This is a genomic window from Massilia suwonensis (assembly GCF_042655665.1).
Classification (GTDB): domain Bacteria; phylum Pseudomonadota; class Gammaproteobacteria; order Burkholderiales; family Burkholderiaceae_D; genus Telluria; species Telluria suwonensis.
In genome coordinates, this window is sequence record NZ_JBHSMR010000013.1 from 1,098,849 (window position 1) to 1,125,607 (window position 26,759).

26 protein-coding genes are annotated in these 26,759 nt (G+C 66.0%); 15 read left to right on the plus strand and 11 right to left on the minus strand.

Annotated features, from left to right (window positions below):
• Positions 1-6: 6 nt before the first annotated feature.
• The 5 genes from pyk to ACFPQ5_RS12905 all read right to left on the minus strand — a co-directional run bounded on the left by pyk (position 7) and on the right by ACFPQ5_RS12905 (position 6,456).
• Positions 7-1,428 (minus strand): pyruvate kinase, encoded by a 1,422-nt coding sequence (gene pyk, locus ACFPQ5_RS12885; protein ID WP_379755971.1) that lies wholly within the window; start codon positions 1,426-1,428, stop codon positions 7-9.
• The gene (locus ACFPQ5_RS12890; RefSeq protein ID WP_379755974.1) at positions 1,425-2,708 is read right to left on the minus strand and encodes a glycerate kinase type-2 family protein; all 1,284 of its coding nucleotides are present in this window, start codon (positions 2,706-2,708) and stop codon (positions 1,425-1,427) included. The genes pyk and ACFPQ5_RS12890 overlap by 4 nt, the downstream gene beginning before the upstream one ends.
• Before the next feature lie 11 nt (positions 2,709-2,719).
• A complete protein-coding gene (gene dctA / locus ACFPQ5_RS12895) occupies positions 2,720-4,069 on the minus strand; it encodes a C4-dicarboxylate transporter DctA (protein WP_379755977.1) in 1,350 nt (449 codons plus the stop codon).
• Positions 4,070-4,211: 142 nt separating this feature from the next.
• On the minus strand, positions 4,212-5,300 hold the full coding sequence (locus tag ACFPQ5_RS12900) for a tartrate dehydrogenase (RefSeq protein WP_379755980.1): 1,089 nt from the start codon (positions 5,298-5,300) through the stop codon (positions 4,212-4,214).
• 259 nt (positions 5,301-5,559) lie between these two features.
• On the minus strand, positions 5,560-6,456 hold the full coding sequence (locus ACFPQ5_RS12905) for an alpha/beta fold hydrolase (protein ID WP_379755983.1): 897 nt from the start codon (positions 6,454-6,456) through the stop codon (positions 5,560-5,562).
• A 207-nt stretch (positions 6,457-6,663) separates the two neighbouring features.
• Here ACFPQ5_RS12905 and ACFPQ5_RS12910 point away from each other — a divergent pair, with 207 nt between their 5' ends.
• The 7 genes from ACFPQ5_RS12910 to ACFPQ5_RS12940 all read left to right on the plus strand — a co-directional run bounded on the left by ACFPQ5_RS12910 (position 6,664) and on the right by ACFPQ5_RS12940 (position 12,014).
• Positions 6,664-7,194 carry a DUF4142 domain-containing protein gene (locus tag ACFPQ5_RS12910; protein WP_379755986.1) on the plus strand — a complete coding sequence of 177 codons (531 nt, stop codon included), beginning with the start codon at positions 6,664-6,666 and terminating at the stop codon, positions 7,192-7,194.
• A 10-nt stretch (positions 7,195-7,204) separates the two neighbouring features.
• Complete coding sequence (locus tag ACFPQ5_RS12915) at positions 7,205-7,537, plus strand: cupredoxin domain-containing protein (protein ID WP_379755989.1); 333 nt, start codon at positions 7,205-7,207, stop codon at positions 7,535-7,537.
• An 11-nt stretch (positions 7,538-7,548) separates the two neighbouring features.
• Positions 7,549-8,235, plus strand: coding sequence for an RNA polymerase sigma factor (locus ACFPQ5_RS12920; protein WP_379755992.1), 687 nt, complete (start codon positions 7,549-7,551; stop codon positions 8,233-8,235).
• Positions 8,236-8,394: 159 nt separating this feature from the next.
• On the plus strand, positions 8,395-9,066 hold the full coding sequence (locus ACFPQ5_RS12925) for a hypothetical protein (RefSeq protein WP_379755995.1): 672 nt from the start codon (positions 8,395-8,397) through the stop codon (positions 9,064-9,066).
• A gap of 207 nt (positions 9,067-9,273) precedes the next feature.
• Positions 9,274-9,600, plus strand: coding sequence for a hypothetical protein (locus ACFPQ5_RS12930; protein ID WP_379755999.1), 327 nt, complete (start codon positions 9,274-9,276; stop codon positions 9,598-9,600).
• A gap of 172 nt (positions 9,601-9,772) precedes the next feature.
• Entirely contained in the window at positions 9,773-10,822 is a 1,050-nt protein-coding gene (locus ACFPQ5_RS12935) for an NAD(P)-dependent alcohol dehydrogenase (protein WP_379756002.1), read from the plus strand.
• A 4-nt stretch (positions 10,823-10,826) separates the two neighbouring features.
• The gene (locus ACFPQ5_RS12940) at positions 10,827-12,014 is read left to right on the plus strand and encodes an MFS transporter (protein WP_379756005.1); all 1,188 of its coding nucleotides are present in this window, start codon (positions 10,827-10,829) and stop codon (positions 12,012-12,014) included.
• On the opposite strand, the gene ACFPQ5_RS12945 is transcribed toward ACFPQ5_RS12940, so the two are convergent.
• From ACFPQ5_RS12945 to ACFPQ5_RS12955, 3 genes are all read right to left on the minus strand, one after another.
• Complete coding sequence (locus ACFPQ5_RS12945; protein WP_379756008.1) at positions 12,011-12,811, minus strand: alpha/beta fold hydrolase; 801 nt, start codon at positions 12,809-12,811, stop codon at positions 12,011-12,013. The genes ACFPQ5_RS12940 and ACFPQ5_RS12945 overlap by 4 nt on opposite strands.
• Before the next feature lie 55 nt (positions 12,812-12,866).
• Positions 12,867-14,189 (minus strand): chloride channel protein, encoded by a 1,323-nt coding sequence (locus ACFPQ5_RS12950; RefSeq protein ID WP_379756011.1) that lies wholly within the window; start codon positions 14,187-14,189, stop codon positions 12,867-12,869.
• A gap of 123 nt (positions 14,190-14,312) precedes the next feature.
• Positions 14,313-15,068: a PEP-CTERM sorting domain-containing protein gene (locus tag ACFPQ5_RS12955; RefSeq protein WP_379756014.1), complete on the minus strand. Its 756-nt coding sequence runs from the start codon at positions 15,066-15,068 to the stop codon at positions 14,313-14,315.
• 217 nt (positions 15,069-15,285) lie between these two features.
• Between ACFPQ5_RS12955 and senA the strand changes: the two genes are divergently transcribed.
• Genes senA through ACFPQ5_RS12970 form a run of 3 tightly spaced genes read left to right on the plus strand, consistent with a single transcriptional unit; the run spans position 15,286 to position 17,582 of the window.
• The gene (senA, locus tag ACFPQ5_RS12960) at positions 15,286-16,479 is read left to right on the plus strand and encodes a selenoneine synthase SenA (RefSeq protein WP_379756017.1); all 1,194 of its coding nucleotides are present in this window, start codon (positions 15,286-15,288) and stop codon (positions 16,477-16,479) included.
• Between the two features lie 37 nt (positions 16,480-16,516).
• Entirely contained in the window at positions 16,517-16,894 is a 378-nt protein-coding gene (locus ACFPQ5_RS12965) for a cupin domain-containing protein (protein ID WP_379756020.1), read from the plus strand.
• 22 nt (positions 16,895-16,916) lie between these two features.
• Entirely contained in the window at positions 16,917-17,582 is a 666-nt protein-coding gene (locus ACFPQ5_RS12970; protein WP_379756023.1) for a Rossmann-fold NAD(P)-binding domain-containing protein, read from the plus strand.
• Between the two features lie 49 nt (positions 17,583-17,631).
• Here ACFPQ5_RS12970 and ACFPQ5_RS12975 read toward each other — a convergent pair whose 3' ends face one another.
• The 3 genes from ACFPQ5_RS12975 to ACFPQ5_RS12985 all read right to left on the minus strand — a co-directional run bounded on the left by ACFPQ5_RS12975 (position 17,632) and on the right by ACFPQ5_RS12985 (position 19,372).
• Positions 17,632-18,213, minus strand: coding sequence for a hypothetical protein (locus ACFPQ5_RS12975; RefSeq protein WP_379756026.1), 582 nt, complete (start codon positions 18,211-18,213; stop codon positions 17,632-17,634).
• A 115-nt stretch (positions 18,214-18,328) separates the two neighbouring features.
• Positions 18,329-18,883 (minus strand): hypothetical protein, encoded by a 555-nt coding sequence (locus ACFPQ5_RS12980; RefSeq protein ID WP_379756029.1) that lies wholly within the window; start codon positions 18,881-18,883, stop codon positions 18,329-18,331.
• A gap of 9 nt (positions 18,884-18,892) precedes the next feature.
• On the minus strand, positions 18,893-19,372 hold the full coding sequence (locus ACFPQ5_RS12985; RefSeq protein ID WP_379756032.1) for a MarR family winged helix-turn-helix transcriptional regulator: 480 nt from the start codon (positions 19,370-19,372) through the stop codon (positions 18,893-18,895).
• A 91-nt stretch (positions 19,373-19,463) separates the two neighbouring features.
• Between ACFPQ5_RS12985 and ACFPQ5_RS12990 the strand changes: the two genes are divergently transcribed.
• The 5 genes from ACFPQ5_RS12990 to ACFPQ5_RS13010 all read left to right on the plus strand — a co-directional run bounded on the left by ACFPQ5_RS12990 (position 19,464) and on the right by ACFPQ5_RS13010 (position 26,738).
• Positions 19,464-20,300 (plus strand): p-hydroxycinnamoyl CoA hydratase/lyase, encoded by an 837-nt coding sequence (locus tag ACFPQ5_RS12990; RefSeq protein ID WP_379756035.1) that lies wholly within the window; start codon positions 19,464-19,466, stop codon positions 20,298-20,300.
• Between the two features lie 90 nt (positions 20,301-20,390).
• Positions 20,391-21,836 (plus strand): aldehyde dehydrogenase, encoded by a 1,446-nt coding sequence (locus ACFPQ5_RS12995; RefSeq protein ID WP_379756038.1) that lies wholly within the window; start codon positions 20,391-20,393, stop codon positions 21,834-21,836.
• A gap of 12 nt (positions 21,837-21,848) precedes the next feature.
• Complete coding sequence (locus ACFPQ5_RS13000) at positions 21,849-23,705, plus strand: feruloyl-CoA synthase (protein ID WP_379756041.1); 1,857 nt, start codon at positions 21,849-21,851, stop codon at positions 23,703-23,705.
• 31 nt (positions 23,706-23,736) lie between these two features.
• Positions 23,737-24,903, plus strand: a complete 1,167-nt coding sequence (locus ACFPQ5_RS13005; RefSeq protein WP_379756044.1) for an ABC transporter substrate-binding protein — start codon at positions 23,737-23,739, stop codon at positions 24,901-24,903.
• 110 nt (positions 24,904-25,013) lie between these two features.
• Positions 25,014-26,738, plus strand: a complete 1,725-nt coding sequence (locus ACFPQ5_RS13010) for a tannase/feruloyl esterase family alpha/beta hydrolase (RefSeq protein ID WP_379756047.1) — start codon at positions 25,014-25,016, stop codon at positions 26,736-26,738.
• Positions 26,739-26,759 lie beyond the last annotated feature (21 nt).

The following is a 26,759-nucleotide window of genomic DNA, read 5'->3' on the forward strand; positions in this document are numbered from 1 at the left end:
GCTCCATCACTCGCCGAGCCGCGCGATGCGCAGCAGGTTGGTGGTGCCGGCCGCCCCGAAAGGCATGCCGGCGGCGATCACCACCGTCTGTCCAGGCTGCGCCAGGCCCTCGCGTCCGGCCGTAGCGCAGGCGAATTCCGTCATCTCGGTGACCGAGGCCACGTCGTGGATCAGCACCGCGTGCACGCCCCAGGCCAGCGCGAGGCGGCGCGCCGTGGCCAGCTTCGGCGTCATGCCGATGATCGGCGCACGCGGCCGCTCGCGCGCCACCCGCAGCGCCGAGTGGCCGGAACTGGTGTAGGCGACGGTCGCGGCCACGTCCAGCAGGTCGGCCACGTTGCGCAAGGCCAGGCCGATGGCATCGGCGATGTCCGCGCGCGCGGGGCTTGGCGCTGCCTGGATGCTTTCAGTGTAATACGGATCGGACTCGGTCTGCTCGATGATGTTGTTCATCATCCGGACAGCTTCGACCGGAAAGCGCCCCGAAGCCGATTCGGCCGACAGCATCACCGCATCGGCGCCGTCGTACACGGCGGTTGCCACGTCCGAGGCTTCGGCGCGGGTCGGCACCGGCGCGGCCACCATCGATTCGAGCATCTGGGTGGCGACGATCACCGGTTTGCCGAGACGGCGGCAGCTGCGCACGATGCGCTTCTGGATCGCCGGCACCTGCTCGGCCGGCACCTCGACGCCAAGGTCGCCCCTGGCCACCATGATCGCGTCTGCCGCCTCGACGATGGCGTCGAGCTGGGCGATCGCGGCCGGCTTTTCCAGTTTGGCGATGATGCCGGCGCGGCCCTGAACGATCTCGCGGATCTCCTGGAAGTCCTCGGCGCGCTGCACGAAGGAGAGCGCGATCCAGTCCACGCCCAGAGAAAGGCCGAAGTCGAGGTCGCGCCGGTCCTTCGCGGTCAGCGCCGACATCGGCACCACGACACCGGGCACGTTGACGCCCTTGCGGTCGGACAGCACGCCGCCGTTGATCACGAGCGTGTCGGCATGCTCCGCCGAGAAGGCCTGGACCTGCAGTTCGATGCGGCCGTCGTCGAGCAGCAGGCGCGCGCCGGGTTCCAGCGCGGCGAAGATCTCGGGATGCGGCAGCGCGACGCGCTCGACGCTGCCCGGCCGGTCGCCGTGCAAATCCAGGCGGAAGGCCCCGCCCTGCTCCAGCCTGACCGAACCGCCGGCGAAGCTGCCGATGCGCAGCTTCGGGCCCTGCAGGTCGAGCAGCACGCCGATCGGGCGGCCCAGGCTGTGTTCCAGGCTGCGCAGGATGGCCAGGCGCGCCCTGTGGTCTTCGTGGGTGCCGTGGCTGAAGTTCAGGCGGAAGACGTCGGCGCCGGCGCGGAACATCGCCTCCAGGGTGGCGGCGTCGCTGCTGGCGGGGCCGACGGTGGCCACGATCTTGGCCTTGCGGTTACGGTTCATGCTTGGGTTCCTGGAGATGCCGGGTCGATGAGGATGGCCCGGAAGTCGTTGACGTTGGTGAGGGTCGGCCCGGTGACGATCGAGTCGCCCAGGGCCTGGAAGAAGCCGTGGCCGTCGTTGCGGTCCAGGCTCGCGAGCGGGCTGATGCCCTGGGCGAAGGCGCGCGCGATCGTCGCCGGAGAAAAATAGGCGCCGGCGATTTCTTCGATGCCGTCGACGCCGTCGGTGTCGCCCGCGAGGCCGTGCACGCCCGGTTCGCCGCGCAGGGCAATCGCCGCCGACAGCAGGAACTCGACGTTGCGCCCGCCCCTGCCCTCGCCGCGCAGCGTGACCGTGGTCTCGCCGCCGGACAGCAGCACGCAGGGTCCGGCGAAGGGCTGGCCGCGCCGCGCCGCCTGCAAGGCGATGCCGGCCATGACTTTGCCGACGTCACGCGCCTCGCCTTCGATGCTGTCGCCGAGGATGTAGGCCTTGACGCCGGCCTCCTCGGCCACGCGGGCCGCGGCTTCCAAGGCCATCTGCGGCGTGGCGACCATGTGCACCGTATGCCCTTCCAGGCGCGGGTCGCCCGGCTTCACCGACTCGCCGGCGCCGCTCTCGAGCACCGCGCGCACCGGTGGCGGCAGCGCGATGCCGTAGCGTGCGACGATGGCGAGTGCATCCGCGCAGGTGCTCGGGTCGGCCACCGTGGGGCCGGAGGCGATGTCGCGCGGATCGTCGCCGGGTACGTCGGAGATCAGGAGCGTGACCACCCTGGCCGGATGGCAGGCCGCAGCCAGGCGCCCGCCCTTGATGCTTGATAAGTGGCGCCGCACGCAGTTCATTTCGCCGATGCTCGCGCCCGAAGCGAGCAAGGCGCGGTTCACGGCCTGCTTGTCCTCGAGCGTGATGCCGGGCAGCGGCAGGGGCAGCAAGGAGGAGCCGCCGCCTGAGACCAGGCACAGCACGGTATCGTCGGCCGTCAAGCCGCTCACCAGTTCGAGCATGCGCGTGGCGGCGTCCAGTCCGGCCTGGTCGGGCACCGGATGGGCCGCCTCGACGATCTCGATCCGCTCGCAAGGCACTGCGTAACCGTAGCGCGTGATGACCAGTCCTTCCAGCTTGCCCTGCCAGTTGCGTTCGACCGCGCGGGCCATCTCGGCCGAGGCCTTGCCGGCGCCGATCACGATCAGGCGTCCGCGCGGTGCCTCGGGCAGCCAGGCCGGAATGCACAGGGCCGGCTGCGCCGCGGCGATCGCGGCCCTGAACAGGCTTTCGAGAAAGGCGCGTGCGTTATCCATCACGCCCTCCTTCAAGCCGATGCCTTGTGCACGCCGGGCAGGCCGACCACGTTCAGTTCGACCGGCACCGGCGTCTCTTCGGCCGGTTTGACCAGCGGCGCGACTTCATTCCCATCCAGGATGCGCTGCATGCGGGTGCTGTCGACCCCGCCCACCCATTTGGCGATCGCCACGGTGCCGACCGCATTGCCGATGGTGTTGGTGATCGCCCGGGCTTCGGACATGAAGCGGTCGACGCCCAGCAGCAGCACCATGCCCGCAACCGGGATGTTGCCCATCGAGGCCAGGGTCGCGGCCAGCGTGATGAAGCCGGAACCGGTGACGCCGGCCGAACCCTTCGAGGTCACCATCAGCACGCCCATGATCACCAGCTGGTCCACCAGCGACAGCGGCGTGTTGGTGGCCTGGGCGATGAAGATCGCGGCCATGGTGTAGTAGATGCACTGGCCGTCCGGGTTGAAGGTGACGCCGGCCGGCACCACCAGGCCGACCACCGGCTTCGATACGCCCAGGTGTTCCAGCTTGTGCATCAGCTGCGGCACCACCGACTCCGAGGAGCTGGTGCCGAGCACGGTGAAGATCTCGTCCTTGATATAGCGGAGGAACTTCCACAGGCTGAAACCCGAGGCGCGGGCGATCGCGTTCAGGACCACGAAGACGAAGGCGACGCAGGTCAGGTACATGCAGGCCATCAGCTGGCCCAGGGACAGCAGCGAGCCCAGGCCGTATTTGCCGACCGTGAAGGCGATCGCGCCGAACGCAGCGATCGGGGCGATGCGCATGACCATCCGCACTACCACGAACATGGCGTTGCTGAAGGCTTCCAGCACGTCGACCACCGGCTTGGCGGCGCGGCCCATGTGCGACAGGGCGACGCCGAACATGGTCGCGAACACGAGGATCTGCAGGATGTCGTTCTTGGCCAGCGCCTCGACCACGCTGGTGGGCACCATGTGCAGCAGGAACTCGACGAAGCCACCGGATTTCGCCGCGGCGGCCGTGTAGTTGGAAATGGCGTGGGTATCGAGCGCTTTCGCATCGACGTTCATGCCGGCGCCCGGCTGGAACACGTTGACGACGACCAGGCCGAGCAGCAGTGCGAAGGTCGACAGGACCTCGAAATAGATCAGGGCGCGTACACCGACGCGCCCCAGCTCCTTCATGCTTTCCATGCGCGCGATGCCGAGCACCACCATCGCGAAGATGACCGGTGCGAACACCATCTTGATCAGGCGGATGAAGACGTCGCCGAGGGGTTTGAGGTCGGTGCCGAGCTGGGGATAGAGGAAGCCGAGCAGGCCGCCGGCGACCACGCCGATCAGGACCTGCACATACAGTTTTCCGAAAATGCGGGTTGACATGATGTCTCCTTGATGTGTGCGGCGTCCCCTTCCCGCTCTGCGGCGGGTGGCTTTTACGGGGACGTCCGCTGTGCTGCGGAAGCTGCGCTGGACCGGCGCAGGACCGGGCCGCGCGTGGCGGCGCCGGTGAATCGAAGCCTTGTTACGCTGCGGCGCGCTCGCGGCGGGCGCCCAGGAAGTTGCATACGGCCTGCGTGACGTCCGCGGTGGTGGCCGTGCCGCCCAGGTCGCGCGTGTGCAGCGACGGGGTGCTGGTCACGCTTTCGATCGCCGCCATCACCTGCTTCGCCGCTTCGAATTCGCCCAGGTGCTCGAGCAGCATGACGACCGACCAGAAGGTGCCGATCGGGTTGGCCAGGCCTTTGCCCATGATGTCGAAGGCGGAGCCGTGGATCGGCTCGAACATCGACGGATAGCGGCGTTCCGGATCGATGTTGCCCGTCGGGGCGATGCCCAGGCTGCCGGCCAGGGCCGCGGCCAGGTCGGAGAGGATGTCGGCGTGCAGGTTGGTGGCGACGATGGTGTCGAGCGTGGCCGGACGGTTGACCATGCGCGCGGTGGCGGCGTCGACCAGTTCCTTGTCCCACTTCACGTCCGGGAAGTCCTTCGACACCTGCACCGCCACCTCGTCCCACATCACCATCGCGTGGCGCTGGGCATTCGACTTGGTGATGACGGTCAGCTGCTTGCGCGGACGCGAATGCGCCAGCTTGAAGGCGAAGCGCAGGATGCGCTCGACGCCGACGCGGGTCATCATGCTGACGTCGGTCGCGGCCTCGATCGGGTGGCCCTGGTGCACGCGTCCGCCCACGCCCGAGTACTCGCCTTCCGAGTTCTCGCGCACGATGACCCAATTCAGGTCTTCCGGCGCGCAGCGCTTCAATGGACCGTCGATGCCCGGCAGGATGCGGGTCGGACGCACGTTGGCGTACTGGTCGAAGCCCTGGCAGATCTTCAGGCGCAGGCCCCACAGGGTGATGTGGTCGGCGATGTCCGGATCGCCGGCCGAGCCGAACAGGATCGCGTCCTTGTTGCGCAGCGCGTCGAGGCCGTCGGCCGGCATCATGACGCCGTGCTTGCGGTAGTAGTCGCCGCCCCAGTCGAAGTCCTCGAAGGCGAACTGGAAGCTGTTGCTGCCGGCCGCCAGGGCCGCCAGCACCTGCTGGCCCGCGGGCACGACTTCCTTGCCGATGCCGTCGCCTGGGATGGTTGCGATTTGATAGGTTTTCATTGCTGCTGTCTCCGTCTGGTAGGTGATGTCGTGCATGCACTGTACCGGGCGGCGGGGAGGCTGCGGCGATGTGTGGCTCAATCCATTATTAACTCACGATTAACAATGAATCGGGCATGAGCCGGAATGTTGAACGCGGCTAGTAGGGTGGACGGCTTCGCCGTCCACGCGTCGATAGGTAGCCGCTCCGCTTTCGTGCCGGATGATCTCGCTGCGAACTATCAGCGCGTGGACGGCAAAGCCGTCCACCCTACTTTAACTAGTCCGCGAGGAAAGGCAGCACCCGCTCTAGCAAAGCCTCCGGTGCTTCTTCCGCAATGTAGTGCCCGCACGGCAGCGTCCCGCCCTGCACATCAAGCGCCACGTCTTTCCACTCCTTCAGCGGATCGAAGCAGCGATGCACCACGCCCTGCTCGCCCCACAGCACCAGCAGCGGCATGGCCAGGCGCCGGCCGGCCACGAGGTCGGCGCGGTCGTGCTCGAGGTCGATGCCGGCGGCGGCGCGGTAGTCTTCGCAGATGCCGTGCGCGGTGCCGGGCAGCGCCAGGCAGCGTTGGTATTCACGCAGCGCGCGTGGATCGAATACCTTCAGGCCGCCGCTGCGGCGGCCCATGACGTCGACCGCGTAGGCGGCCGGGTCGGCCTCGATCAGGCGCTCGGGCAGCGGCGCCGGCTGGATCAGGAAGAACCAGTGCCAGTAGGCGCGTGCGAAGTCTTCGCTCGTCTGCGCGTACATGGCCAATGTCGGCGCGATGTCGAGCAGGGCCATTTTGAGGACGGCCTGCGGATGGTCGGCCGCCAGCCGGTGCGCGACGCGGGCGCCGCGGTCGTGGGCCAGCACGCGGAAGGTGTCGAAGCCGAGCGCGCGCATCACGGCCAGCATGTCCGCCGCCATGGTCCGCTTGCTGTAGTTTGCGTGGTCTTGGTCGCCCGCCGGTTTCGAGGAGTCGCCATAGCCGCGCAGGTCGCAGGCGACGACCGTGTAGCGCTCGGCCAGCTTTGGTGCGACGCGGTGCCAGATCGCATGGGTCTGCGGGTGGCCATGCAGCAGCAACAGGGGCGGGCCGGAGCCGCCAACGATGGCCTGGATGGTGATGCCGGGCGCGGTCGTGATGCGCTCGGGGCGGAAGCCGGGGAAGAGTTCGGAGGTCGTCATGGTTATGCATCCTACCAATTTCTGCGCGGGCAGATGAAGAGCGCGTAACAAAGCTGTCAGGGCAAGGCGCCGAAGACAGTACCAGGGTACGGCGAGGCGCTGCAACGCAGCCCTGGCAGTTTTGTTACGCGCTCCCTGCAACGCAAACGCGGGAAGCGACATCTAATGGGGTGCAAGAACAACATCCACCTGACAGAGGAGCACACCATGACGCACTTTTCTCGCAAGCTGCTATCCACCACCCTCGCCGGCCTGTTCGCGCTGGCCGGCAGCGCCTGGGCGCAAACGACGCCCGACGACGCCCAGATCGCCGGCATCGTCGTTGCCGCCAACCAGGTCGACATCGACGCCGGCAAGCTGGCGCAGAAAATGACCAAGGAAAAGGAGGTCAAAGCATTTGCCAAGCAGATGGTTACCGATCACACAGGCGTCAATAAGCAGGCGAGCGCGCTGGTGAAGAAGCTGAAGGTGACGCCGCAGGAAAGCGAGACCAGCAAGAGCCTGAAATCGGGCGGCGCCGAGAACATCGCCAAGCTCAAGACGCTCAAGGGCAAGGAATTCGACAAGGCCTATATCGACCATGAAGTCACTTACCACCAGACCGTGATCGACGCGCTCGACAAGACCCTGATCCCGAACGCGAAGAACGCCGAGCTGAAGGACACGCTGGTCAAGACCCGTCCGGCTTTCGTCGCCCACCTGGAGCACGCGAAGAAGCTGCAGGCGTCGATGCAGTAAGGCGGCGGCCGTGAAGTTCCACCTGACAAGGGCGGGCTGCGCGCTCGCCCTGCTGGCCGCGCTCGCCCCGCCGCTACAGGCGGCCCCGGCCGTGCACACGATCCTCATCGACGGCATGCGTTTTATCCCGCAAACTGTCGAGGTGAAGCGCGGCGATACGGTCGTGTGGCGCAACAAGGACCCCTTGCCGCACACGGCCGTCGCGGAGACCGTCAAAGGCGGCCCCGCCTCGCCCGTGATCGCCGCCGGGGCCAGCTGGCGCTACAAGGCGACGAAGGCCGGCACCTATCCCTACCTGTGCACGCTGCACCGCACGATGACCGCCACGCTGGTGGTGAAATGAAGGAAACGTCGATGAAAGCACACGGCAAGCCGGATCCGTTAAAGGCCAGCGACCTCGACCTGGCCGGCATGGTCGCGGCCGGCGATCCGGGCGCCTTCGAGGTGCTGATGCGGCGCCTCAACGGCGTCCTGTACCGCACCGCGCGCAGTATCCTGCGCGACGATGCCGAAGCCGAGGACGTGGTGCAGGAATCCTACCTGCTGGCCTACCGCAAGATGGCCAGCTTTCGCGGCGACGCGAGTCTTTCCACCTGGCTCACGCGCATCGTCGTCAACGAAGCGACCGGACGCCTGCGCAAGGCGCGGCGCCGGGCCGACATCGTCGAACTGGTGCCGGGAGCGGCCGGGATCGATTTCGAGGAGGAGGATGCCATGAGCAGCGAGCGCAGCGCGCCCGAGACGCCCGACGACGCGGCCCTGCGGGCGGAGGCGCGGCGCCTGATCGAAGCGCGCATCGACGCCCTGCCCGACAGCCTGCGCACCGTCTTCATGCTGCGCGCGGTGGAGGATTTGTCGGTGCAGGAAACGTCGGCGGCGCTGGGCATTCCCGAAGCCACCGTGCGCAGCCAGTATTTTCGGGCGCGGGGTTTGCTGCGCGAGGCGCTGGCGCGGGATTTCGACCGGGCGGTAGACTCGGCGTTTTCCTTCGATGGGGAAAGGTGCGACCGGATCGTGGCGGCGGTGCTGGGGCGGCTGTAGAGACAGGTCGCTAGCGCAACTGGCTGTCGATTCGGCTTCCCATGTTCGACTAAGGTCCCGCACGGTCGCTTTGAAGCTGCAAAAAGTTGTCGTGACACAACTTCGGCAGTAGCGTACGATTTGGCAATAACTTGAACTCACTTTGCCGAGGTCCATTCGATGCGCCTGATTGCACACCGCTCCAAGTTTGTCCGCCATGTTGCCGCCGCTTTTATTCTTGGCATGACGTATGTGGGAATCCAGCTTCCCGCCTCTGCAGGAGAATGCGCGGCGCCCGTCATCAGCAAGACCACGCTCGCCGAGGCGCGCGAGATGTGGGCCGCATGCGACGCGAATATCGTCAGCGCCGGGAACCTGGCAATCGGCGGCGGCAGCGGCAAGGATGGGATGAGCACGGTCGGCCTGGAGCAGGTTGTGCTGGTCACCGTGGCAGGTGTCGACTTCGAAGGGCTGCCGGTGGCGCGCTATGCCTTCGTCGACGAGGTGCTGTACGCGATATCGGTCCAGCTCCGCAATTCGTTCTCCAGGGATAAGCCGCTGTTCAAGGAGCTGAGCGACGCCGATCTCTCCCAGCTTGAACAATCGCTCACGAGCAAATACGGCAAGCCCCGCGCGCTCAAGGATATGGGCGCGGGGAAGAAACCGAATATTTTCATCTGGGATCTGCAGGACAGTGAAATGACGCTGACAAACACCATCATCCCGGGTTATCGGCTAAGCCTCGTGAACAAAACCTTGGCGAAAAAGGTCGACGCCTACAGGAAAACCGAATGCAAACGGCACCGGCAAAAAGGCGAGACGCCAACGCCGGTAACCTCGGTGTGCCTGTAATTCCAGCGCCTGTTCCGTGCGAGCGGCCCTCCGGTGCAATCGATGGCTATGCCGGCGGCCGCGACCGCTTGCTGGCCAGGCTTTTTCATCTTGGCCAAATCGTTGGTTAGTTACGTTTTATAAGCCTGCCAGATCGGCAATGATGAGTCCTGTGACCGATGTGGCTAACATCACTTATTTCAAATAATTAATCTGAAGGGACGATGCATGCTCTTGATCCTGTTCTGTTTCGTTTGCGTCTGGTTGCCGATCTCCGCAGCGCTCTACACCTTGCTGTGGTTCGCATTCCTGCGACGGACCGGTCCGATCGCGACTGGCGTATTCAACCTGTGCGCCTCGGCGATATTAAGCCCAGGCATGGTAGGCGGACATGGCGCCCTTCCCTTCCCCGGCGGCCTCGCTTTCCTGTTTGGAAGCCATGGTCCGGGCGACAGCGGCGCCCTGACCCTGAACTTCGCCATGTGGATGCTGACTTTGCTGGCTTTCTTCATGCTCGACCGGGTGTTGAAGGCCAGACGAGCGCGCCGCACCTGAGCCTTTTTCAGTAATCCAGCACCTGAATCACCCCCTCCATTCATGAACCACATTCATAAACCCAAGTAATCCCCGCCCCGTTTCCCCCCCGTGTTTGCCCTTACCATGGCGACCTGTCCCGCCACGCCCGCCTCGTCCGCGTCAGTGGCGCAACGCAAACAAAGGAAAACACATGACCGTCAAAGCCTACGGCGCCCACGCCGCCGACAAACCCCTCGAATCGATGGACATCGCCCGCCGCGCACCGGGCGCGCACGACGTCCAGATCGACATCGCCTATTGCGGCGTCTGCCACTCCGACCTGCACACCGTGCGCGCCGAGTGGGCCGGCACCCTCTTCCCCTGCGTGCCGGGCCACGAGATCGTCGGCCGCGTCGCCAGCGTCGGCGCGCACGTCACCCAATACAAGGTCGGCGACCTGGTCGGCGTCGGCTGCATGGTCGACAGCTGCCGGCACTGCGCCGACTGCGAGGACGGCCTGGAGAACTACTGCGACGGCATGGTCGGCACCTACAACGGCGCGACCACCGATGCGCCCGGCCACACGCTGGGCGGCTACTCGGAGCAGATCGTCGTCCACGAGCGCTTCGTGCTGCGCGTGCGCCATCCGGAAGAACAGCTGGCCGCCGTCGCGCCGCTGCTGTGCGCCGGCATCACCACCTGGTCTCCGCTGCGCCACTGGAACGCGGGTCCCGGCAAGACGGTCGGCGTCGTCGGCATCGGCGGCCTCGGTCACATGGGCATCAAGCTGGCCCGCGCGATGGGCGCGCACGTGGTCGCGTTCACTACTTCCGAAAACAAGCGCCAGGACGCCGAGGCGCTGGGCGCGCATGAAGTCGTCGTCTCGCGCGATGCCGATGCGATGGCCAGGCAGGCGAAGAAGCTCGACCTGATCGTCAACACGGTGGCCGCGCCGCACGATCTCGACGCCTACCTCTCGCTGCTGAAACGCGACGGCACCATGGTGCTGGTCGGCGCGCCATCGTCGCCGCATCCGTCGCCGCAGGTGTTCAACCTGATCATGAAGCGCCGCGCGCTGGCCGGCTCGATGATCGGCGGGATTCCGGAAACCCAGGAGATGCTCGACTTCTGCGCCGTACACGGCATCGTCGCCGACATCGAGATGATCCGGGCCGACGAGATCAACGCCGCCTACGAGCGCATGCTTCAGGGCGACGTCAAGTACCGCTTCGTGATCGACAGCGCGACCCTGGCGGCGTAAAACGATGCAGAGTCCTGTTACAAGCACCGCCGGCGCAGCGAATGCGTCGGCGGCCTGGGGCGGCGTGTTCGCGCTGTCTCTCGGCGCCTTCGTGCTGGTCGCCTCGGAGTTCATGCCAGTCAGCCTGCTCACCGCCATCGCCGGCGACCTGCACGTCAGCGAAGGCCAGGCCGGGCAATCGATCGCCGTCTCCGGCGCCTTTGCCCTGGCCACCAGCCTGTCGCTTGCCAGGCTGGCCGGCAGGCTGGATCGCAAGGTCCTGCTGCTGGCGCTGACGCTCCTGATGATCGTCTCGGGCAGCGTCGCCGCGTTCGCGCCGAACTACTGGAGCTTCATGGCGGGCCGCGCCTTCATCGGCGTGGCCATCGGCGGCTTCTGGTCGATGTCGGCGGCCATCGCCATGCGCCTGGTCCCGAGCGAGCAGGTGCCGAAGGCGCTCGCCATCGTCAACGGCGGCAACGCGCTGGCCACCGTCGTGGCGGCGCCGCTAGGCAGCTTCCTCGGATCGCTGGTCGGCTGGCGCGGCGCCTTCTTCGCCTTGATTCCGGTGGCGGCGCTGGCGCTGGCCTGGAAGTGGGTCAGCCTGCCCTCCATGCCGGCCGAACGCGCGGCAGGCGGCGCCAACGTGTTCACCCTGCTCAAGCGGCCCGCGGTCGCCCTTGGCATGGCGGGCGTCAGCCTGTTCTTCATGGGGCAGTTCGCGCTGTTTACTTATTTGCGGCCCTTCCTCGAGACGGTGACGCACGCGAGCGCGGCGACGACCTCGCTGATGCTGCTCGTGATCGGCGTGGCCGGTTTCATCGGCACCAGTGTGATCGGCGCCTTCCTGAAGGATGGGCTGTACAGGACGCTGGTGGCGATTCCGCTGCTGATGGCGGCGATTGGCCTCGCACTGATGCTGTTCGGCGCATCGACTTTTGTGACCGCCCTGCTGCTTGCGGTCTGGGGCCTGGTCGGCACGGCGGCGCCGGTCGGCTGGTGGACCTGGCTCGCGAAAACCCTGCCGCAGGACGCCGAAGCCGGCGGCGGGCTGATGGTGGCGGTGGTGCAGCTGGCCATCGCGCTCGGTGCGACCGTGGGCGGGCTGCTGTTCGACGGCTTCGGCTATCGCGCCACATTCAGTGCGAGTGCCGTCGTGCTGCTTGCCGCGGCCGGCGTGGCATTGCTGGCCGGACGCGCCGCGCGCGCTTAAACCGTTTCGAGGAAGCCGCGCACCAGGTCCACGACCTGGCTAGGCGCTTCGCGGTGCGGCAGGTGGTGCGCCTCCTGCATGATCTCGACCCGCACCTCGCCTCGGCTCCATTCGGAGATCAGGCGCGGGTGCAGGGTCGTGCCGTATTCGTCGTCGCCGCCGTGGATCGCCAGGGTCGGCGCTGCGACCTGCGGCAGCACGTCGCGCAATGTCCAGGATGCGAACGGCGCAGACAGCCAGGTGCCGGTCCAGGCATCGAGCACCCATTGCGCCTTGCTGCCGTGGTACTTCTCCAGGCGGCCCAATTGCTCGGGATCGGCGAACTGCGCCTTCGCCACGCGAATGCCCTCCAGGGTCGTCTCCTCCGCGAAGACCTGCGCCGATTCCGTGATCAAGGCCTCGCAATCGTCCGGGTAGCGCGCCGCGCAGTGGATCGCCATCGCGCCGCCGACGCTGTGGCCGAAGACGACGAACTTGCGAATGCCGAGCTGCGCGCGTACGGCTTCAAACACGGTGGCGGCTTCGTCGCCGATGAAGGAAGTCGTCAGCACGTCCGCGCGCGGACTCGATTCGCCGAAGCCCAGGCGGTCGTAGGCGAGGACGGTGCGTCCCGTACCGGCCGCCAGCCGGGCCGGAAAGTCGCGCCACAGGGCGACGCTGCCCAGGGAATCGTGCAGGAGGACGATCGGCGCGCGTCCGTGCGCCTGGCTGTTCCAGACGCGCACGAAGATGCTGCCGCCGCCGTAGGCGACCCGGTGATCGGTCGCGTCGATGTGCGCATGCGGTGCAGTTGACATGAGGTTCGCTGAATTCGAAGACGTTCCAGCATAGCAGACGCGCCTCCTGAGCGCTTCAGCCCATCCCGGCGCGCCCGAGCTGCATGCGCGCCAGCGACGGATACAGCGGCGGACTGATGATGCGCGCGATCATGCTCGCCACCAGCGCGCAGGCCATCAGGCTCAGGACCATGGCGTGGCCATCGACCATCTCCATCACGATGATGAAGGCCGTCAGCGGCGCCTGGGTCGCGGCCGCCAGGAAGCCCACCATGCCGAGTGCGATCAGGGCCGGCGCCTGGGTCTGGAAGAAAGCGACAGCCACGTCGTTGCCCAACGCCGCGCCGATCGCCAGCGAGGGCGCGAAGATCCCGCCCGGTACGCCCGACCAGGTGCTCAGCCAGGTCGCCAGGAATTTAAAGAGCGCGTACATCATCGGCATGGTCGCGACGCCGTCGACCATGGATTTGGTCGGCGCATAGCCCGAGCCGAAAGTCGCGCCGGCCGTGACCAGGCCGATCACGGCGACGACGAAGCCGCACACGCCCGCGAACAGCACGGGCCGGCGCGCGCGCAGGCGGCTCATGAAATCCAGGCCGGTGCCGGCGGTCGAGGCGATCATCAGGCGCGAGAACAGGCCGCCTGCCACGCCCGTGCACAGCGCCACCGTCAGGCCCGGCAGCAGCAGCGCGGTGCCGAGCGTGCCGATGTGGATGAAGCCGAAATAGGTGGCGTTCCCGTGCGCCGAGACGGCAACCAGGCCGCCCAGCACGATGGCGCTGATGATCAGGCCACTGTTTCGCTGCTCGGGCGCGCGCGCCAGCTCCTCGATCGCGAACATGACGCCCGCCAGCGGCGTATTGAAGGCCGCCGCGATACCGGCCGCCCCGCCCGCCACCAGCATGCCGTGCACGTTGACGTGGACCTGCGCACGCCGCGGCAGCAGGCGCCGCGCCTGCAGCATCACGCCGGCCGCGATCTGCACCGACGGGCCTTCGCGTCCGATCGAGAGACCTGCCAGCAGGCCGCCCGCGGTCAGCCCGACCTTGGCCAGGCTGAGCTTGAGCGAGACGAACAGCCCGCGTTTTTCGGGCGGGAGCGCCGGATCGAGCGCCGCCATCACCTGCGGAATGCCGGAGCCGGCCGCGCCGGGCGCATAGCGGCGCGTCAGCCAGACGATGGCGGCGGTGCACAGCGGCGTCCAGACGAGCGGGCTCCACCAGAGGACCAGGCGCATGATGTCGAACAGGTCGGCCGTAAGCTCGGACAGCCAGGTGAAGGCGACGATGGACAGGCCGGCCAGTACGGCCAGGGCGACGACGACCGCGCGGCCCGACCAGAGATGCAAGTCGGAGAATTCGACGCGCATGCGGTCGCGCCAGTTATGGGAGTGTTTCATGGATGTGGATGTGCTTGCAGGACGCCGGGCGATCCATGATTTTCGCCGGGAATCTTCATTTGTACAAATATTTGTTGTGCGGCATGCAGGCCAAGGCCTGGCCCGCATGCACGCAGGACGACTTTACACCGCCTTGCGCCGGCGCCGCGGCGCCAGCAATGCCGCCAGTCCGAGTCCGGTCAGCGCCAGCGTGGCGGGCTCAGGCACCTCCGCCGGGTTGCCCGGCGTACCTGGGTTGTCAGGATTGCCGGGATTATCCGGGATATCCGGGTCGTCCGGCAGGTCAGGCACGATTGGACGGCCCGGCGTAAAACTGCCCAGCGTAATGTTGTCGAAGCCGATGTTGTTGGTGGCGCCGCGGAAATCGACCGAATGGGCGATGCCGGCGAAGCTGACGCCGATCGGGCTCCAGCGGCAATATTCTCCGGTCGGATCGCCCGCGCAGGCGTCGATGTTGTCGTCGAGTTCGATCGAGGCAAGCAGGTTGCCCGTTCCATTCAGGCCGTCGTAGACGTCGATGAAGCCGTTTTCCTTGCTGCTGTAGAAGAAGGAAAACCCGGTGTCGAAACCGGCCGCCACGTTCATCGTCACCGCGTTCCCCTGCAGGAAGGCGACCACGGTATTCGCCGACGGTTCGTTGGCGAAGTTGCCGGTGCCGCCGGCTTCGGCGTCGATGGTCGCCAGGCTCAGGCTAGAGAAATTGATTCCGTAGTTGGTGCCGCGCCGGCCGCTGGAGTCGGTACCGCCGTTATAGAAATCGTTGACCGAGGCGCGGTCGGCGATTCCCTCGAAAGTAAGGACGATCGGGTCGGCTGCTGCATGTCCGGCGACCGACAAGGCGATCGCGGCGGCACAGGCAATTTTTTTCGTTTTTGACACGCTTGTCTCCCTGTAGTTGTATGCCAATGCTGGCCTCGACAACGCAGCAATACTCATGCCACTTGTAAATACGGGGCATATGCGAGGCGGGTAAGAGTCAAGTCCGACTAGCTGTAAGTTTTTCCGACAGTTGGTTACTCTTCAGTAAATATTTCCGGTATTTATCAGCCTTTTCCGGGCGACACGAAGGAACACCCATTCGACGTAAAATAGGCGTATGAAATACGACCATGCTGTCTTTCGTTCGATGAGCGCGCCGGCCCTCGACGCCGCACTGCAGGATGCGCGCCGCCGCACGCGGGCGCTCTTCGACGCCCTCGCCGCAGCCGGCTACGCCGACGCCGCGCAGGTGCCGCGCTTGGCCGTCCTCAATCCGCCGCTGTGGGAACTGGGACATGTCGCCTGGTTCGCCGAATGGTTCGTCCTGCGCGCGGCCAGGGGCACGCAGGCGATTGATGCCGACGGCCCTTCCCTGCTGGCGCATGGCGACGGCTGGTTCGACTCGAACGCGGTGGCCCACGACGCGCGCTGGGCGCTCGGCCTGCCGGCGCCGGACGCGATCCTCGCCTACGGGCGCGAGGTACTGGAGCGGATACGCGCGCGGCTGGCGCGCACGCCGGACGACGATGCCGCGCTCTACCCTTACCGGCTGGTGCTGGCGCACGAGGACATGCACGGCGAAGCCTTGCTCTACACCATGCAGACGCTGGGCGTGGCGGCGCCTTTTGCCTTCCCGGCCGAGGCGCCGGCGGCCGGCGAGATCGCCTTCGCCGGCGGCGATTTCCTGCGCGGCGGAGAACAATCGCGCGGCTTCGTGTTCGACAACGAGCGGCCCGCGGCGCCCTGCCGCGTCGCGCCGTTCACGATCGACGCCGGTCTCGTCACCAACGCGGATTACCTCGGCTTCGTGCGCGCCGGCGGCTACGGCCAGCCGCGGTACTGGAGCGAAGCAGGCCGCGCATGGCTGGCGCAAACGGGTCGCGCGGCGCCGCGCTACTGGCGGCAGGAAGCCGGCGGCAGCTGGCGCGAGCTCCGTTTCGGACACGACGCCGCGCTCGCCCCAAGCGCGCCGGTGCGCCACGTCAGCCTGCACGAAGCGCAGGCGTATTGCAGCTGGGCCGGGCGCCGCCTGCCGCTGGAGGAAGAATGGGAATTCGCCGCCTGCGCCGGCGATCCGGACTTTTGCTGGGGCCAGCTGTGGGAATGGACGGCCTCGCCCTTCCTGCCCTACCCGGGCTTCAGCGCCGACCGCTACCGCGAGTATTCCGCACCCTGGTTCGGCACGCACCAGACCCTGCGCGGCGCCTCCTTCGCGACGCCGCCGCGCCTGCGCTCGGCCCACTTCCGCAATTTTTATACGCCCGAGCGGGACGATATCTTCGCGGGCTTCCGTACCTGCGCCGTGGACTGATAGGATGGCCCTACCCGCCCCTGCAACCGGAGCTCCCATGCCCCTGCATCCCCAAACCACCTATGTCCGTCTGGCCGACGATGGCCAGGCCCTGGAACTGCCGGCGGACAGCTTCTGGCAGCTGCCCGCATCCGAACTGGCACAGCACGGCCAGGGCTGGCTGGTCAGCGAATACGCGTTCACCGAGGATTGGCCGAGCTGGGAGATGCATCCGCAGGGCGACGAATTCGTCTACCTGCTGTCGGGCGCCGTCGACCTGCTGCTCGAGCAGGGCACGAACCTCGTCACGATCGTCCTGGTCGGCAGCGGCGCCGTCGTGGTGCCGCGCGGCGTCTGGCATACGGCGAAGGTGCACGCGCCGAGCCGCATGCTGCACGTGACGCGCGGCGCGGGTACCGAAACCCGGCCGGCCTGACAACGCACGCAGAAAGCCTTTCATGTCCGACAGTCTCATTCCCCGAAGAGTCCTGCTTGCCGGCGCCACCGGCCTGGTTGGCAGGGAAATCCTGCGCGCCCTGCTGGCAGACAGTGCGGTGACCGAGATCCACGTGCTCAGCCGGCGCGCGCTCGATCGGTCCGATCCAAAGGTGCAGGTCCACGTCGTGGATTTCGCTCGTTTGCCCTCCTTGCCGCGCGTCGATGAAGTCTACCTGGCGCTCGGCACCACGATTCGGGTGGCGGGCAGCGAACAGGCGTTCCGGGCAGTGGACCTCGAGGCCAACCTTGCTGTCGCCACGCAGGCCGTCGCGGCCGGTGCTACGCGCGCCGGCCTGGTCAGCGCTGTCGGGGCGGATGCGCAATCGTCGGTGTTCTACAACCGTGTCAAAGGCGAACTGGAGGCGGCGCTGAAGCCGCTGTTTCCGACACTGGTGATCGCGCAGCCCTCGCTCCTGCTCGGAGACCGGAGCAGTTTGAATCAGCCGCTGCGCTGGGGCGAACGAATCGCGGCGCCCATTGCCCGGCTGGTCTCGCCTTTGCTGCCGGGGCGCTACCGGCCTGTTGCAGCCGCCTCAGTCGCGGTCGCCCTGGTCCGGACAGTGCCTGCGGCACGCGGAATGCAGGTGCTCGCTTCCGATCAACTCGCCATAATCGGAAGCGGATAAGAGCGTCGCGTCAGGGATGCGGATGTCACCCAAGCAGACGATGACGTGATCACTCCAGCAGCAGTCCTGTATTGCACGCTCGTCTCACTTCATTTGTCTGGGTCAGCCAAAAATCGGGATAAAAAATCCAGTAGTCGCTCGCGACACGCGAGTCCTGGCCAATCTTCAACGTCAGCACCCCGGAACGCGTCAGGATGAGGACATCGTGCTTTGTTTCAGGATGAGAGCGATGAAACCCGGTAGCGCACGGATTCGCGAGCGCCTTGACGAAAGTTTCTGGCTGCTGGAGGGCGACATCATCGATGAGTACGGAAACAACACCACTGTGCAAGGCTGCGTCGATCTCCCGGTTTGCAGCGTGTTTGACGCACGCGAACACGATGAAAAGGCTTACGACTAGTACCCCTACGCAAGCCATTGCGAACCGGCGATACCTTTGGCCCGCCCCCTCGTTATCCTCACTCGGGCTCTGCCTTGGATGCACACTTGCGAAAAGCGCGCCGCCAACTCTGATCAGCCCAAACGCGAAGAACGCCAGCTGCCCCAAGGGCGAGCCGAAGATGCGGTTCACTGTCGCAGCAAGTTCAATCATCGGTAAACCATACACGCCGGTGGAGAAAGTGAACAGCATAGCAGGGGCAGTCGCACGGGTCGCCGGCAGTTGCAGCAGGGGTCTGGTCCGGCGTGTGGACAGGACCGCTGTCTTATTCGCTCCTGGAATGTCGATCTCGTGTCTGAAAGTCGGCTTACTCCCAATACTCACCATCCCCGGCGGGAACCGGATATGCATAGCTATATCGCCCGGTTTCGAGCCTTGAAACGATGTTCGACGGTGCCATAAGCACGCCGATAAACGATTTTCGCAACTCGCCCTCGATCGGGCCGACCTGCCGTGCAGGACCGTTAGGCTCCCACATCCACCAATAGTTGGAGCAAGTTACTCCAGGCTTTCCATAATCGTCAGTATCGCGAAATCTTATTGCCCCATGATCAGCTACTTGTTCGTGGGTCACGCGTCGCCAGCACTTCATTTTTATTCCCAGACTGATGGATACGTGCGCGAAAAATTCCACGGACTCCCCTTTCAGCGCAAGAAAGTCAACGGACTGCCCCTTAGGAAATTTTTTTGCGAAGACCGCTATCACGTTAGCGCCGAGCTGGCTGCTGTCATCCATCACGTATTGAAAATACCGGTCTCCTCCAGCGCACTCAACGACATAGATATCGCCAATTTTCGCGCTGATTGTGCGCTTACGTGATTCCATAGCTACCGAGCGAAAGTCCTGGAGAGAGCTGGCCATCGAGCCTCATCAAATCCCCTGCACGCTCAAAGCCCTTACCGCTCCTCTCAGCTGTCCCAATAACGCCACCCTCCCCTTCTCGTCCAGCTCCGGAAACATCGCCCGCTCCACCTCGGCCACCTTCGCATCGCACTCCGCCAGCGCCGCCTCGCCGGCCGCCGTCAGGCTGATCTGGATGATCCGCCCATGCGCCGGATCGGGCGTGCGGGCGATCCATTCCTTCGCTTCCATCTGCTTGACCATCTCGTTGGCCGACTGCGGCGAGATCATCGTACGCGTGGCGAGCTGGGCGTTGGAGAGCGAACCGTGGGCGCGGAAGACGGACAGGGCCGTGTACTGCGGCACGGTCAGGCCGGCAGGTGCGAGCGCGTCGCGCAGGCGCTGGTTCAGGACGTGGTCGAGGCGGCCGACCAGGTAAGCCAGGCCCATCGGCTTATGCGCCGGGGATGCGGCTGCGTTCGCTGTCGAAAGTTTTTTTGAAGTCGTCATGAAAAAGTACTTGTCACCGGAACGGATTCAGGCATAGTATAAGCCACATATCAGGCAGCCTGATAACATTCTTACTAAGAGGAGACATTGTATGTCCAAATACGAAGCGCGCTGGAAGACCGTCAAAGTGGATGTCGAGAACGGTATCGGCTGGATCACCCTGAATCGTCCGGAGAAGCGCAATGCGATGAGCCCGACGCTGAACCGCGAGATGATCGACGTGCTCGAAACCCTCGAGCTCGACGACGACGCGCAAGTAGTCGTGCTGACCGGCGCCGGCGACGCCTGGACCGCGGGGATGGACCTGAAAGAATACTTCCGCGAGACCGACGGCAAACCCGAGATCATGCAGGAACGCATGCGCCGCGACTGCTCGCAGTGGCAGTGGAAACTGCTGCGCATGTACAGCAAGGCGACCATCGCCATGGTCAACGGCTGGTGCTTCGGCGGCGCGTTCTCGCCGCTGGTCGCCTGCGACTTGGCCATCGCCGCCGACGACGCCGTGTTCGGCCTGTCGGAAGTGAACTGGGGTATCCCGCCGGGCAACCTGGTCAGCAAGGCCGTGGCCGACACCATGGGCCACCGCCAGGCGCTCCATTACATCATGACCGGCGACACCTTCACCGGCAAGGAAGCAGCCGCCATGGGCCTGATCAATAAGAGCGTGCCGAAGGAGCAGCTGCGCGAAGCCGTGATCGAACTGGCGAACAAGCTGCTGGAAAAGAATCCGGTGGTGCTCCGCTTTGCGAAGATCGGTTTCAAGCGCTGCCGCGAGCTTACCTGGGACCAGAACGAGGACTACCTGTACGCCAAGACCGACCAGTCGAACCAGCGCGATCCGGAAAAGGGCCGCAAGGAAGGCCTCAAGCAGTTCCTGGACGATAAGACGATCAAGCCGGGCCTGCAGACTTATAAGCGCCCAACCTGAGCACAAGCGCGACAACAAGACAATAATGGGAGGCGGCATCCGGTGACGGATAGCCGCCCCTTCCAAATCCTTCGACAGAGGAGACATCTGATGTTCCAAGCAGACTTGCTACTGAACGGACAAACCCGTCCGGCCTCGAACGGCGCCACCTACGAGCGCCGCAATCCCGGCACCGGCGACGTCGCCACCCGTGCCGCATCCGCCACCATCGAAGACGTCGATGCGGCGGTGGAGGCCGCGAAAGCCGCCTTCCCCGCCTGGTCGGCGATGGCCCCGGGCGCACGCCGTGCCTTGCTGTTGAAAGCCGCCGACAAGATGGAAGCGCTGCGCGGCCAATTCGTCGAAGCCGCCGTCGCCGAATGCGGCGGCGCGCCGATGTGGTACCAGTTCAACGTGACGCTGGCGGCGAACATGCTGCGCGAAGCGGCGTCGATGACGACCCAGATCGCCGGCGAAGTCATCCCGTCCGACGTGCCCGGCTCGCTCGCGATGGGCGTGCGCCAGGCCTGCGGCGTCGTGGTCGGCATCGCGCCATGGAATGCGCCGATCATCCTCGGCACGCGTGCGGTGGCCATGCCGCTCGCATGCGGCAATACCGTGATCCTGAAAGCCTCCGAGCTGTGCCCTGCCCTGCACCGCCTGATCGGCCAGGTGTTCGTGGATGCCGGCTTCCCCGAAGGCGTGGTGAACGTGATCACCAACGCCCCGGACGACGCGGCCCAGATCGTCGAGCGCCTGATCGCCGCGCCCGCCGTGCGCCGCGTGAATTTTACGGGTTCGACCAAGGTCGGTCGCATCATCGCCCAGACCGCGGCCAAGCATTTGAAACCGGTGCTGCTCGAACTGGGCGGCAAGAACCCGGTCGTGGTGCTGGACGACGCCGACCTCGATGCGGCCGTCGAAGCGGCTGCCTTCTCGGCCTTCTTCAACCAGGGCCAGATCTGCATGTCGGCCGACCGCATCCTGGTGGACCGCAAGGTCGCCCCGGCGTTTGTCGAAAAGCTGGCCGCCAAGACCGCGACCCTGAAGGCCGCGCGCTCGGACGCGCCGCTGGCCGGCATGGTCGATCCGAGCGCCGCCGCGCGCGTCGAGAAGATGCTGGAAGATGCGCGGCAGCGCGGCGCGCAAGTGACGCAATCGGGCACCAGTGTCGACGGCAACATCATGCAGCCGGCGATCGTCGACAACGTCACGCCGGAGATGCTGGTCTACCAGGAAGAGTCCTTCGGCCCGATCGTCTCGGTGCTGCGCTTCGACAGCGACGAGGAAGCGATCCAGATGGCCAACGACAGCGAATACGGCCTGTCCTCCGCCGTCTTCTCGCGCGACATCGGCCGCGCGATGGCGGTGGCCCAGCGCATCGAATCGGGCATCTGCCACATCAACGGCCCGACCGTGCACGACGAGGCGCAGATGCCCTTCGGCGGCGTGAAGGGCAGCGGCTATGGACGCTTCGGCGGCAAGGCGGCGATCGCCGAGTTTACCGACCTGCGCTGGATCACGGTGCAGACCACCTCACGCCACTACCCGATCTGAATGGGGGCCGCCATGAACGATGTTTCGATGGCGGCCGGTGGGGCACAGCGGCGCCAGGTCGCCCTCGGTAATCCCGAGATAGCGGCCTGGCAGGAAGACGGCGTCTGGCATGTCGACGCCGTCACGCCGCTGGCGCCCTTCCCGGCACGCTTTACCGACCGCCTGGTCTCCGGTGCGCAGGACCATCCCGAACGCACCCTGGTGGCGCGGCGCGGACCTGACGGCGAATGGATCCGCCTCTCGTACGCCGACGTGCTGCAGAGCGCGCGCCGCATCGGCCAGGCCCTGCTCGACCGCGGCCTGTCGGAAGAGCGTCCGCTCGTCATCCTGTCCGGGAACGACCTGGAGCACTTCCAGCTTGCGCTGGGCGCGATGTATGCGGGCGTACCCTATTCGCCGCTGTCGCCGGCCTACTCGCTGGTGGCGACCGACCCGGCCAAGCTGCGCGACCTGATCGAGCAGCTGACGCCGGGCGCCCTGTTCGCCTGCGACGGAACCGCATTTGCGCGTGCCATCGAAGCCGTGCTGCCTGAAGATACAGAGCTGATCCTGGCGCGCGGCGAAGTGCCTCGCCGTGCCGCGACCACGTTTGCCTCGCTGCTCGCAACCGAGCCGACTACGATCGACGCCCGCAACGAACAGGTCGGCCCGTCGACCATCGCCAAGTTCCTGTTCACCTCGGGCTCGACCAAGAAGCCGAAGGCGGTGATCACGACGCACCAGATGCTGTGCTCGAACCAGCAGATGCTGCTGCAGACCTTCCCCTTCTTCGGTGAAGAGCCGCCGGTGCTGCTCGACTGGCTGCCCTGGAACCACACTTTCGGCGGCAGCCACAACGTCGGCATCGTGCTCTACAACGGCGGCACGATCTACCTCGACGACGGCCGGCCGACGCCGAAGGATTTCGCGACCACGCTGCGCAACCTGCGCGAGATCGCGCCGACCGTGTATTTCAATATTCCCGTGGCCTGGGAGATGCTGGCCGAAGCGCTGGAGACGGACGACCAACTGGCGCAGACCTTCTTCTCGCGCGTAAAGCTGTTCTTCTGCGCGGGCGCCGGGCTGTCGCAATCGGCCTGGGAGCACCTGGACGAAGTGGCGTTGAAACGCTGCGGCGAATCGATCCGCATCATGACGGGCCTGGGCATGACCGAGACTTCGCCTTCCTGCACCTTCGGCACCGGCCCGATCAGCCGCGCCGGCTATGTCGGCGTGCCGGCGCCGGGCTGCAAGGTGAAACTGGTGCCGATGAACGGCAAGCTGGAAGCGCGCTTCCACGGGCCGCACGTGACGCCGGGCTACTGGCGCGCGCCTCATCTCACGGCCGAGGCCTTCGACGCCGACGGCTACTACTGCACCGGCGATGCGTTGCGCTTCGTCGACGGGAACAAACCGAAACTGGGCTTCATGTTCGACGGGCGCATCGCCGAGGACTTCAAGCTCAGCTCGGGCACCTTTGTCAGCGTCGGCCCGCTGCGGGCGCGCGTGATCAGCCAGGGCGCGCCCTATGTGCAGGACGCGGTGGTGACGGGCCTGGACCGCCACGCGATCGGCCTGATGATCTTCCCGCGCATGGACAACTGCCTGGCGCTGTCGAAGCTGCCGGCAGGGACGCCGGCCAGCGAGGTGTTGGCGAGCGAACCGGTGCGCGCCTTCTTCACGCAGCTGCTGGCGACGCTGAACGTGAACGCGAGCGGCTCTTCGACCCGGGTCGAGCGCATGCTGCTCTTGAGTGAGCCGCCCTCGATCGATGCGCGCGAGCAGACCGACAAGGGTTCGATCAACCAGGCGGCGGTGCTGAACCGGCGCGCCGCCCTGGTCGAGGCGCTGTATGACGGAACGGATTCAAGCGTGATAGTTGCAGCATAAAGAGCAGCATAAAACCTAAAAAGGAGACAGCATGAAACTGAAGACCCTCGCCTGCCTGACCGTGGCCGTCCTGCCCTTCGCGGGCGGCCAGGCCTATGCACAGGACACGATCAAGATCGGCGTCATCGCCGCCCTGACCGGCCCCTTCGTCAATATCGGCAAGCCCTTCGAGGACGGCATCAAGACCTGGATGAAGCTCAACGGCGACACCGTCGCCGGCAAGAAGATCCAGGTGATCTACCGCGACGACGGCGGCAGCAACGTCGAACTCTCGAAGCGCGCGGCGCAGGAGCTGATCGGGCGCGAGAAGGTCAACTTCCTGGTCGGCTTCTCGCTCACCCCGAGCGCGCTGGCCGTGGCCCCTGTCGCCACGCAAGGCAAGGTGCCGATGATCGTCATGAACGCGGTCACCACCGGCATCACGGCAAAATCGCCCTACATGCTGCGCACCTCGATGACGATGCAGCAGATGACCGAGCCCTTCGGCACCTGGACCGCGCAGAACAAGATCGGCAAGGTGTATTCGCTGGTCTCCGACTACAGCACCGGCCACGACGCCGAGAAGCTGTTCGCCAAGGGCTTCACCGAAGGCGGCGGCAAGATCATCGGCTCGTCGCGCACGCCGCTGGCCAACCCCGACTATTCCCCCTTCATCCAGCGCGTCAAGGACGAGAAGCCGGACGCCCTGTTCTTCTTCGCTCCGGGCGTGGAAGACGGCACCGCCTTGCTGAAGGCCTACAGCGACAAGGGCCTGGACAAGGCCGGCATCAAGTTCCTCGGCGTGGGCGACATGACGAGCGATACGCCGACCCTGGAAGCGCTGGGCGAACGCGCCCTGGGCGCGGTGACTGTGCTGAACTACTCGACGGCGCTGGACAACGAAGCGAACAAAACCTTCCTGAAAGCGTATGCGGAAGCGAACCCGAACCGTCCGCCGCCAACCTTCGTCACGGTCGCGGCCTATGACACGATGGGCATGATCTACGAGACCGTCAAGCGCCTGAACGGCAACGTCACCGGCGAAGCCGCGGTCAAGACGCTGAGCGGCATGAAGTGGAACAGCCCGCGCGGCCCGATCAGCATCGACCCGAAGACCCGCGACATCGTGCAGAACATGTACATCCGCGAGGTCAAGCGCGTCAACGGCAAGCTGGTCAACCAGCCGATCAGCACCCTCAAGGACGTGATGCCGGACTAAGCGCCGCCTTCACCGACAGATAGTCCCATGCGGCTCGCAAGGAGCCGCATGTGGACCACCCTTCCATCGTTTTGTCATTCATCTGTTACTTTGCAGAGGAGTACGCACGCATGAACACCTTGAAACTCACCGCCGCTACCCTGGCCATCCTCGCCCTCGCCGGCTGCAGCGACAACGACGACGATCCCGTCGTCGAGACGCCGCCACCGGTGCAGCCGGCACCCGGCCTGCCGCAGCTGGCTCCGGCCGTCGGCGCCACGCTCGCCAGCTGCACCGACCTCGCCACCCGCATCAGCTATCCCGAGGCCGTGATCACGGCCGCCACCTCGGTCCCGGCCGGCACCTTGAGCATCGCCGGCAAGCCGGTGGCCCAGCATTGCCTGGTCACCGGCCAGCTGGCGCGCCGCACCAGCCCGGTCGATGGCCAGGCCTATGCGATCGGCTTCGAGATGCGCCTGCCGACCAATTGGAACGGCCGCTTCTTCTACCAGGCCAACGGCGGCGTCGACGGCAGCGTCGTCACCGCGACCGGCCCGGTGGGCGGCGGCGGTCCGCTCGAGAATGCACTGAACCTGGGCTTTGCCGTCATCAGTTCCGACGCCGGCCACCAGGCGCCGACGCCCTTCTTCGGCATCGACCCGCAGGCGCGCGTCGACTACGGCTACCAGGCGGTCGGCAAGCTGACGCCGATGGCGAAGAACATCATCCAGACCGCCTACGGCAAGGGGCCGGACCGCTCGTACATCGGCGGCTGCTCGAACGGCGGGCGCCACGCGATGGTGGCTGCGGCGCGCTACGCCGAGCAGTACGACGGCTTCCTGGTCGGGAACCCGGGTTACCGGCTGCCGCTGGCCGCGATCGCGAACATCGCCGGCGGCAAGACCTATGCCTCGCTGGCCTCGACGCCGGGCGACCTGACGACCGGCTTCACCCAGGCCGAACGCGCGCTGGTGTCGAATGCGGTACTGGGCAAATGCGATGCGCTCGACGGCAGCGCCGATGGCCTGATACAGGATACGGGCGCCTGCCAGAAAGCCTTCGACCTGAACCGCGACGTGCCGACCTGCACGGGCGCGCGCGACGGCACTTGCCTGAGCGCGGACCAGAAGACCAAGATCGCCGGCCTGTTCGCGGGCGCGAAAACGGAAAGCGGTACGACCATCTACACCAGCTTCCCGTACGATTCCGGCTTCGGCACGGCCGGCTGGGCGTCGTGGAAGTTCGCTTCGCCGATCGACCGCGATTCGGGCGCGGCCGCCTTCATCTGGTCAGTGCCGCCGGAAGACCGCGCGACCTTCAACGGCCGCGACTACGTCCTGAACGCCAACCTGGACGCGCTGCTCGCGCGCATCAACGCCACCAGCGCCACTTATCCGGAGAATGCCCTCTCCTTCATGGTGCCGCCGAACGCGAGCAATCTCGGCACGCTGAAGAACCGCGGCGCCAAGATGCTGGTCTACCACGGCACCAGCGACCCGATCTTCTCGAGCGACGACACGACGAGTTGGTACGAGTCGCTGCGCGCAGCCAACAGCGGTGATGCCTCGAACTTCGCCCGCTTCTTCCGCGTGCCCGGCATGAACCACTGCTCGGGCGGCCCGGCCACCGACCAGTTCGACATGCTGACGCCGCTGGTGAACTGGGTCGAGAAGGGGCAGGCGCCGGACAGCGTGACGGCCAGCGCGCGTGGCGCCGGTAATGCGGGCGGCGTGAATGCGGACGTGCCGGCCGGCTGGGCGGCGAACCGTACGCGTCCACTGTGCGCCTATCCGAAGGTGGCGCGCTACAAGGGGAGCGGCAGCATCGAAGACGCCGCCAATTTCAGCTGCCAGTAAAACGGTGGGCGGGTCCTCCGC